Below are 8,974 nucleotides of genomic sequence, written 5' to 3' on the forward strand. Positions count from 1 at the left end.
AAAAATTTAAGCATATATAATACTTTTTTTTTAAAAGTAAAGGAAAATTTAAGAAATCTCTTGATCTATTTTACGATAAAGATTATCATAATCTTGTGGCAAGAAAGAGGGTTTACTCAAATATATTGTTGGATTTTCTTTCAAAATCCAACTTTCATCCCTCAGCTAAAGAAATTTACGATCTTTTAAAACCTCTTTACAAAAAGCTGAGCCTCGCAACCGTTTACAGAAACCTTGATTATCTGGTAAAAAGCGGAGATATAAAAAAGATAATGGCTTCAGACGGTTCGGAACGATTCGATGGGAACATGTCACCCCACGGTCATTTCATATGCCTTAAATGCGGTTCCATTATTGATTTTAAATTGGAAAATAATTCAACCGTTCTATACGAAATTGAAGATGGATTTGTAATAAAGAACCGGTCAGTGCTCGCTGAAGGTTATTGTCCGGTTTGCTCGAAGAAACTCGGAAAGAGTGACGATGAGTAAAAGGAGGAAATAGTGACGATAAAAGGAACCATGACTGAAAACAATCTTTTAAAATCATTCGCCGGTGAATCACAGGCAAGAAACAGATACGAATTTTTTGCTAAACAGGCGAAAAAAGAAGGATATGAAAAAATAGCCACGATATTCGAAGAGACAGCTCGCCAGGAAAAAGAGCACGCGAAGAGATTTTTTAAATTCCTTGAAGGAGGCCCCTTGGAAATTACGGCTACATTCCCTGCAGGTGTCATAGGCAAAACGAAAGAAAACCTTTTAGCCGCGGCTCAGGGAGAGCTCGAAGAACATTCCGTTTTGTATCCGCAATTCGCAAAAACCGCTGAAGCCGAAGGTTTCAAAGAAATCGCTTTAGTATGGCGGAATATTTCAGTTGCTGAAATATTTCACGAAAAAAGATTCAGGCAGTTGCAAAAAGAAATCGACAAGATGTTCTGTAAAGATGAAAAGGTTGTCTGGAGGTGCTTAAACTGCGGTTTCATCCACGAAGGCAAAGAAGCGCCTCAAAAATGCCCGGCCTGCGACCATCCACAGGCATGGTTCGAAAAACTCTGAGCTCGAGGCAGTAATGTTAAGATCTGTAAAAATAACAGAAAAGGTCCACTGGGTAGGCGCGATCGACTGTAGTCTGCGCTATTTTCATGGTTACACTACAAATTTCGGGACAACCTACAACGCCTATTTGATCTTGTCAGATAAAATAACTCTAATCGACACTGTTAAAAAAGGGTTTGAAGAAGAGATGTTGTCGAGAATAGAGTCTGTAGTCGATCCGGAGAAGATAGACTACATTGTTTCAAACCATTCAGAGCCTGACCATTCAGGAGCCCTTGTCTGGACAGTGGAAAAGGTCAAACCCGTAAAAGTTTACGCTTCACCAAACGGAGTCAAAGCCTTAAATAAATATTATCCCAGCTTGGAAGTATCCCAAATAAAGGACGCTGAAAAAATCGACATAGGAGGCTCTTCTCTCGATTTTTTCATCACCCCCATGCTCCACTGGCCCGACAGTATGGTCTCTTATCTCACCCCGGAGAAAATAGTGTTTTCACAGGACGCATTTGGAATGCATCTCGCTTCATCAGAGAGGTTCGACGATGAAATGGATTGGGCGACACTGAAAAGCGCATCAGCGCAATACTACGCCAACATAATCACGCCATACGCGAAACAGGTCGAAACAGCCCTTAGAAAAATTGGAGGGCTCGATATCTCCATTGTAGCTCCAGATCACGGACCAATATGGAGAGACATGGAAAGGTTCAAAAAAATTATAAAACATTATTCGGACTGGGCGTCGGGCAAGTTGGAGAGAAAAGCAGTTATAGTCTATGAGACGATGTGGAAGAGCACCGAGCTAATGGCTAAACATCTTGAGGACGGACTCAGGTCTGAAAATATAAACGTATCAATAATTGATCTTAAAACAGGGAAAAGAAGCGATGTCGCGTCTGAGCTTTTAGGCGCATCAGCTCTTCTCGCGGGTTCTCCCACTTTGAACAACAACGCTTTCCCATCCCTTTTTGACGCTTTGTCTTACGCGAAAGGTCTAAAATTTAAAATTCCTTTCGGAGTTGTTTTCGGTTCTTTCGGATGGAGCGGAGAAGGGACCGGACAGCTTAAAACACTTCTTGAATCTATGTCAATTGAAGTTCTGCATGAAATTAAATGTCTTTACATACCTGATGAAGAAATACTTGAAAGATGCTTTGAAGCTGGAAAAGATTTGGGCAAAAAGATAAACGAAAATTCTAAGGGGAATTAAATAAATAAGACCCACCATGAAGGGCCATTGTATCCCGCCTTCATGAAGGTAAAATTTGATACAGTTTTACTACACGAATTTTAAGATATTTAATCCAAAAAGTTTTTCTTTGTAATATTTGTTTGAAAAATTTTACTTCGTGTAGGTCAAAAGTTCAGCTTTTGACCGAATTCGTGGTAAAAACTTCTTGTTTCTTTATCTATTACAAATGTTGAAAAATATTTATCATAAAAAAAAAGGCGCTGAACGAAGTCAGCGCCGTTAAAAAAAACTATTTGCTATGGACTAGATATCTTTTTGAGCTTTCTTCTCCTGTTTCATTTTTCTTTTTTCTTTCTTGCTGTATTTGGGCTCTTTCTTCGCTTCTTTCTGACCTTTGTCTTTCTTTCCTTTTGTTCCCATATAGCCCTCCTTTCTTGATAAATTATGTTTTTTGTTTCGTTTTCTGTCAATAGTTGTTTAACGGCGGATTATTTTCAAATGTCGGGCATTCTTTAATCGGAATAGTTCAAAAGCTTATGGGACTTTCGTGGTCGGGGTTTAAGCAAAAAAAATAAAGACAGAAAATATTTTCCATTATAAAATGGCATAAATGAATATTAAAAACCTATCCATCCAGGGGCTTATGTTGTTTGACCTCGAAAAACACGACGACAAGCGAGGATGGTTTTTTGAGATATTCAACGAAACAAAACTTATAAAACCCAATTTGCAAAACATCAAACAGGTAAACTTTTCAATTTCATACCAAAACGTCATCCGGGGTCTTCATTATCAGAAACCACCGAGAGCACAAGCGAAATTGATCCACGTAATCGAAGGAATAATCTTCGACGTCGCCCTCGATATAAGAAAATCCTCCCCCACTTTCAAACAATGGAAAGGAGTGGTTTTAGACCATACAAAACCTCAATCTCTATTCATCCCGGAAGGTTTTGCCCACGGATTCTGCGTTTTAAGCGAAACGGCAAAAGTTTTGTACTGCGTTTGGGATTCTTACGACAAATCATGCGAAAGAGGCATCAAACCAACCGATCCGGAATTAAAAATCCAGTGGCCCAAAGGGCCTCATATTCTCTCTGAAAAGGACGAATCTCTTCCGCTGTTTTCGGAAGTGAAAGACTTTTTTTAAGGTGCTTAAGCGAGCGGTAGAGAAATCGTGAATTCCGTGCCTTTGTGAATATCATTATCTATAGAAAATTTTCCCCTGTGAAGTTCGATCAGTTTTTTCGCAATGAGAAGAGACAACCAAATTTCCTTGTCTAAATCCAATCCAATCCTGGTAGATGCCTGTATTTTCTCGTCAAAAGAAGGAATATACTCCAAAAACATTCCGGGTCCGTTGTATTTTATTTTTATAAAAGATTCCTTGACGTTCTTTGAAAGCTTTAGTTCAAGTAAACTGTCCCTTTTCGCGAATTTAATCATCGAAACGAGAATACTATCCAGTATCTCTTCGAAAGCTATTTTGTCCAAATACACAGCAAGAGAGCTTTCACATGCACAGAGTTCTAAATCGATATTTTTATCTTTACAAGCTTCCTTCAGAGAAGGCATCAAAGATCCGATCAGGGTGTTTAAATCCTCTTTTTTTAGTTTCAGACCAAATGAAGGATTTTCGAGTTCGAAAATCCTCGCAATTTTTTCTATAAGCAATCGTGAATAGTTCACTCGTTCAAACACGGATTTTAAAGATTGTGAGATCTCGGAATTTTCTACATTTCCTTTTAAAGCTAAAAAATTAAGGTTTGTCTGTACGAAATCGAGACTGTTCCTGATGTCTTGAGAAATTAAATCAAAAAGATTGTCTTTAGACTGCACAGCGGAAGAGAGCTCCTCTGCGATTTTTTTCAATTCAATTCTGGCATAGTCAAGTTTTCTCTTGGTCTTTTCAAGCTCGGTGTTTCTCTCACTCACAATTTTATTTTCCCTTTCGATCCTGTCTATTTCATAATTGAGTTCGATTTCTCTCATTCTCGATTTTTTTTCATTCTCGTTGATATTCTCTTGGATTTGATAATATTCTACTATCAGATCATAAGCTCTGCTCAGATCTCCGAGTTTCCTGGAGATTTCAGCCATATTTTTTACTATTTCTTTTCTATGATAAGCCATCTCTATTCCAGTCGAATAAAAGTAAGCTTTTTCGAAATATTCTCGGGCATTCAGCATATCTCCCTTTCCTGAGTAAACAGAACCGATGGCGCTGTTCACCATTGCGAGATCTTTTTTGTCGCCGATTTTAACCCTCTCTTTGAGCGATTTGTTTAAAAAGCCGAGAGCTTCTTCGAAGTTTCCGAGGTTTTTATGGGCTTCTCCAAGGTTCAAATACGCCGAGGAAAGACCCCATGGGTCATCTATCTTTCTCTTCAGTTCAATGCTCTTTTCGAAGTATTCCAAAGAGTCCCTGTAACTCTGGCTTTCACAAAGAGACATGGCAATATTCATGTAAAGGTTCGAGAGAATTTTTTCATCACCCGTGCTTTTTATTGTTTTAAGGGATTTTTCGAAATATTGATTGGCTTTATCAATCTCCCCGTTTCGCAAATACAAGATACCTATATTGTTGCATATTCCAGATACGCTTTTATTGTCGCCAGCGAATTCGCTTGAAGAAAGAGCTTTGAAAAGGCATTCAAGGGCGGTGTCGTATTTTAACGTTTCAATATATATTATTGACAAATTGTTCAAAGTCGCGGCGATTTTTTCAGGGGCTTCCATTGCCTCTCTGAGAGAAAGCGCGTTTAAATAATTCTCGGTGGCTTTATCGTAGTTCTTGATTTTAAAATAAACTGTTCCAATCATATGGTAAGCACTCGCCATGCCGTCGTCGTTTCTGCTTTCGATGGCAAGGTTCAGAGCATTGTCCAAAGTTTTAAGGCTTAAGTGGAAATCTCCCTTTTTGCTGTAATCTTGGGCGAGATCGAAAAGAACATCCAGTTTATCCCTAGGGTTATCTGTTTGAGAAATATCTTTTTTGCTATTTGGAAAGTTTTCACCGGTTTTAATAGTGGTATTAATCTTGTCTTTTTTCACAAATACCTTCCGGCAAAACTTTGTTTTTTACAAAAAAATTCTGCTATCAGATCAAATCAAAGTCAATGATTATATTTTTCCTTTTCACCTCGTATTGCCTGTAAGCAACTTTGGCGCTGTCGAACATTCTCTTTGCGGCTTTTGTCTGGTCCGATTCGGCGTATTTATCCGAGAGGTATACGACTTCTTTAATTCCGGATTGAATGATGACTTTGGCGCATTCGTTGCAAGGGAAAAGCCCAACGTAAATTCTGCAATCATACAGGTCAACGCTTATTTTATTCAATACTGCGTTTAGTTCTGCATGACAGACATAAGCGTATTTAGATTCAAGAAAGCTCCCGTCTCGATTCCACGGAAAATCCTCGTCGGAGCAACCAGTTGGGAAACCGTTGTAACCTACACCTACGATTTTATTTTTTGAATTCACTATGCAGGCGCCAACCTGGGTGGAAGGATCTTTGCTTCTTTTTGCTGAAAGTATGGCAACTCCCATGAAGTACTCATCCCATGTTATGTAATCACTTCTTTTTGATGACGGCATCTTTTGTCCTTTCCAAAACTTTTTTCATTTCATTTGTTTTCTTAGACAAATCTTTAGTGCTTCTCTCCCTGTTTAAAGTCTTTAAGAATTTGTAAGTTTCTTCTGCAAACAAAAAGAGAATTCTATCGGGTTTTTCGTGGAGAAACCCTCTTTTTTTCCTAGAGCCGGTCAAGTAAAGGCATTGGCTGATAAAGTCTTCATCAACCGAAAGGATCAACAATTCCGGTTTTTTTCTGATTCTATTCATGGATTTCGTGATTTCGTAAAGCATGTGGGCTTTGATTTTTTTGTCAGGGGGGTAATTCTTAAAACCTGTCAGTTTCTTTATATTTTCGATTAACTCTCCCGGACTCGATTTTGAGAGGTTTTTCAAACGAAGAAGCATTGTTTCCGCTTCAATTTCAGTTTCTTGATCATGAGAAACTCTGATTACTTCTTTAAGTCTTTTTTCAGCCGATTTGTACTTTTTTGAGGAAATCTCGGCGTTCGCGAGATATACATTTATTTCCTTGGAAAATTTGTCGTTTTTCAAACCCAGAGCGATTTTTTGAGCGCTTTTCAGATACTTCCTGGCTGAACGAAGGTCTTTCAGTTTTCCGTGGACGATGCCCAGGTTTATCATGGCGTACATCAAATTCCTGTCAACTCCGGTTTTTTTAGCCTCCAAAAGCTGTTTTTTTAAATACTTCAAGGCTTTTTTGTCTTTACCAAGTTCCAAATAAGATGTCCCAATATTTCCGAGACAAGAAAAGACACCAGTTTGATCTCCAATAGTCCGAGAAATCTCCAAACTCTTTTGATAATTGTCTATCGTCTTTTGCAAATCTCCAATTTTGTAGTATAACTGGCCTAAACTGCTCAATATAAATGCTTTACCTTTTTCATCCTTGAGCGAATTTGACATTTTGAGGGCTGACACAAGGTGTTTTTTTGCCATTTTGACATCTCCGCCCTGCATTTTCAAAATACCAATGTTGGTTGTGACCTGCTGAATTTCAGCTCTGTCTCCCAATTCTTTGACAACAGAGAGTTTTTGATCGAAAAGCCTCTCCGCTTCCGTTAGATTACCCATATCTTTATTCAAAACACCGAGGTTGCCGAAAGTTTTAGACAATTCTACTCTGTCTCCAAGTTCTTTCATTACTTTCAAATTTTCTTGCAGGGAGTCTTTAGCCTGTTCAAGTTCGCCTTTCATGGCGTGCACAAGCCCGATATTTCCTATCGCTCGGGCGTACAATCTTTTGTCCTGTATTTTTTGAGCAATTTCCAGTTGCTTTCGAAATGCCTGCATCGCTTTATCCATGAAACCCTGTCTCCAAAAAACGACACCCTGATCTAGCATTACCTGCGAAAGCCCCTTCTCATCTTTAACCTTTTCGTATAATGATTTCTGAAGGTCATAGTAATCCAGGGCTTTGGCATAATCACCCTGGCTCGCGAACAAAAATCCAAAATCACCAAAGACATCTGCGAGTTCTTTGTCAAGATGATTTGAGGTGAAATGGAGTTCGGCTTCTTTCAGGATTTTCTGAGCTTCTTCGTATTCGCCTTTGCTCAGAAGATGCCTGCCCAAATGCCTCTTTGACACGTAATACAAGTGCATGTCTTTATTTTTCTCGGCGTATTTTATAGCAAAACGATAATACTTATCAGCTTTCTGCCAATCACCTAAAAACCTCTCTATTTCAGCAGCCTTTATCAGGATTCGCTCTAATTGGGTCTCTTCTTTTAGGACACTTAACCTTCCGTCAATGCTCATTATTGCTGTATCTTCGAGTTCAGGTCCAACAAACGACTCTTCTCCCCGGGGAAGCAAAGCGTATATCAATTTTTCGTAATAAGACGAAGCGTCTGAATAACGATATTTCAAACGGAGTTTCTCAGCTGATTTATAGAGATAAAACACGCTTTTTGAACTGTTTTCCGCTCTATGATAATGGTAGGACAACTCTTCGAATTTCTCTTCTATTCTATCCCCGTAAATTTTTTCAATTACCTCCCCTGTCTTTTGATGAAGATCGACCAAATCTTTCTTCAACTGCATTCTATAAACGCATTCACGAATCATAGAATGCAAAAAAGTGTAGTAGAAATCGGATCTCGGCGCCCATATTGACTCCTTTTCACCTTCGAGCAAAAATGTAAAAATATCCGCTTGAGAAGACACCCATGAAAGAATCTGCGTGTCAAAATCTTTCCCCAAAACCGAGGCGATTTTGACCAGATTTTTAAGTTTGTACTTCAGGAGGTCTATTCTTGAAATTATCAGGGAGTTTATGTCAGATGGAAATTCGAATTCTTCGACAGTCAAATTGTCAGCAGTATCGAGTTTGCCCTTGTTTTTAAGAAAGAGTATTATTTGTTCCATGAAAAGAGGGTTGCCTTCTGTGATTTCGATTATTTTTTCAACAATACCGCGCGGGACAAAATTTCGGTTTTCTGCGAGTTCTTCGATCCTCCTTTTAACGTAAAAACGGGAATCATCCTTTTCAAACTCCAAAAGAGTGATCTTGTTGAGTTTGTCTGTCGTAATTTCATCTTGAAGCGCTCTTGTGGGTCTGTAAGAGAGCACAATTAAAAACGGGTAGTTTTCGATGTTTTGGACCATAAAGTTTATCAACTTCACCGAATCGCTGTCCATCCAGTTCGTGTCTTCGATTTCAATTACAAGCTTTGACAAGGTCGAAAGGGCGAGAAAGAAATTTTTCAAAGCGCTCAAAGTATTGTCATATACTGCTTTGGCATCATACATAGAATAGACAGCCGTGCTGTTTTCAAGCCCGATGAGGGCGCTCAAAAATATTTTCCCGAAAGACAGATTCGAACGTAATTTTTCGTTTTCCAATTTTGAAAGGAGGTCGTTGAATTTTTTTTCTACCTCTTCGCTTTTTAGGTTTTCAGTCAAAGGGCTTTCGGTTTTAAAATACAATTTAAGATATTCCGTGAAAGGTTTAAAACTATAGGAAATTAAATCATCGCACCTCATGCCCACCCAGTTCAAACCTAATTTATCAGAAAATATTTCTCTGGCGTTGTTTAAAAACCTGGTTTTCCCAACCCCGGTCGACCCCTCGACAAGAAGCACCCCGGCAAATTTCTTCTGCTCGAGCGGTTTTAGAATTCTTT

Annotated in this window: 7 protein-coding genes; 4 read left to right on the forward strand and 3 right to left on the reverse strand. The window is 38.8% G+C overall.

Annotation, left to right across the window (positions count from 1 at the left end; translation table 11 throughout):
- Nucleotides 1-95: 95 nt before the first annotated feature.
- The 4 genes from JXA84_00785 to rfbC all read left to right on the forward strand — a co-directional run bounded on the left by JXA84_00785 (nt 96) and on the right by rfbC (nt 3,400).
- Nucleotides 96-491, forward strand: a complete 396-nt coding sequence (locus tag JXA84_00785; protein MBN1149741.1) for a transcriptional repressor — start codon at nt 96-98, stop codon at nt 489-491.
- Nucleotides 492-500: 9 nt separating this feature from the next.
- The gene (locus tag JXA84_00790) at nt 501-1,058 is read left to right on the forward strand and encodes a rubrerythrin family protein (protein ID MBN1149742.1); all 558 of its coding nucleotides are present in this window, start codon (nt 501-503) and stop codon (nt 1,056-1,058) included.
- Between the two features lie 13 nt (nt 1,059-1,071).
- Complete coding sequence (locus JXA84_00795) at nt 1,072-2,268, forward strand: FprA family A-type flavoprotein (protein MBN1149743.1); 1,197 nt, start codon at nt 1,072-1,074, stop codon at nt 2,266-2,268.
- Between the two features lie 592 nt (nt 2,269-2,860).
- Nucleotides 2,861-3,400 carry a dTDP-4-dehydrorhamnose 3,5-epimerase gene (gene rfbC / locus JXA84_00800; GenBank protein ID MBN1149744.1) on the forward strand — a complete coding sequence of 180 codons (540 nt, stop codon included), beginning with the start codon at nt 2,861-2,863 and terminating at the stop codon, nt 3,398-3,400.
- A gap of 5 nt (nt 3,401-3,405) precedes the next feature.
- Here the strand turns inward: rfbC and JXA84_00805 are convergent, their stop codons facing one another.
- The 3 genes from JXA84_00805 to JXA84_00815 form a co-directional block, all read right to left on the reverse strand.
- Complete coding sequence (locus JXA84_00805; protein MBN1149745.1) at nt 3,406-5,304, reverse strand: tetratricopeptide repeat protein; 1,899 nt, start codon at nt 5,302-5,304, stop codon at nt 3,406-3,408.
- A gap of 46 nt (nt 5,305-5,350) precedes the next feature.
- Nucleotides 5,351-5,848, reverse strand: a complete 498-nt coding sequence (locus tag JXA84_00810) for a dCMP deaminase family protein (GenBank protein MBN1149746.1) — start codon at nt 5,846-5,848, stop codon at nt 5,351-5,353.
- Nucleotides 5,826-8,974, reverse strand: a 3,149-nt coding sequence (locus tag JXA84_00815) for a tetratricopeptide repeat protein (GenBank protein ID MBN1149747.1), incomplete at its 5' end; no start/stop codon positions are given. The genes JXA84_00815 and JXA84_00810, both read right to left, overlap by 23 nt.

This window comes from candidate division WOR-3 bacterium, assembly GCA_016926475.1.
In the GTDB taxonomy this organism is placed as follows: Bacteria; SDB-A; SDB-A; order SDB-A; family SDB-A; genus JAFGIG01.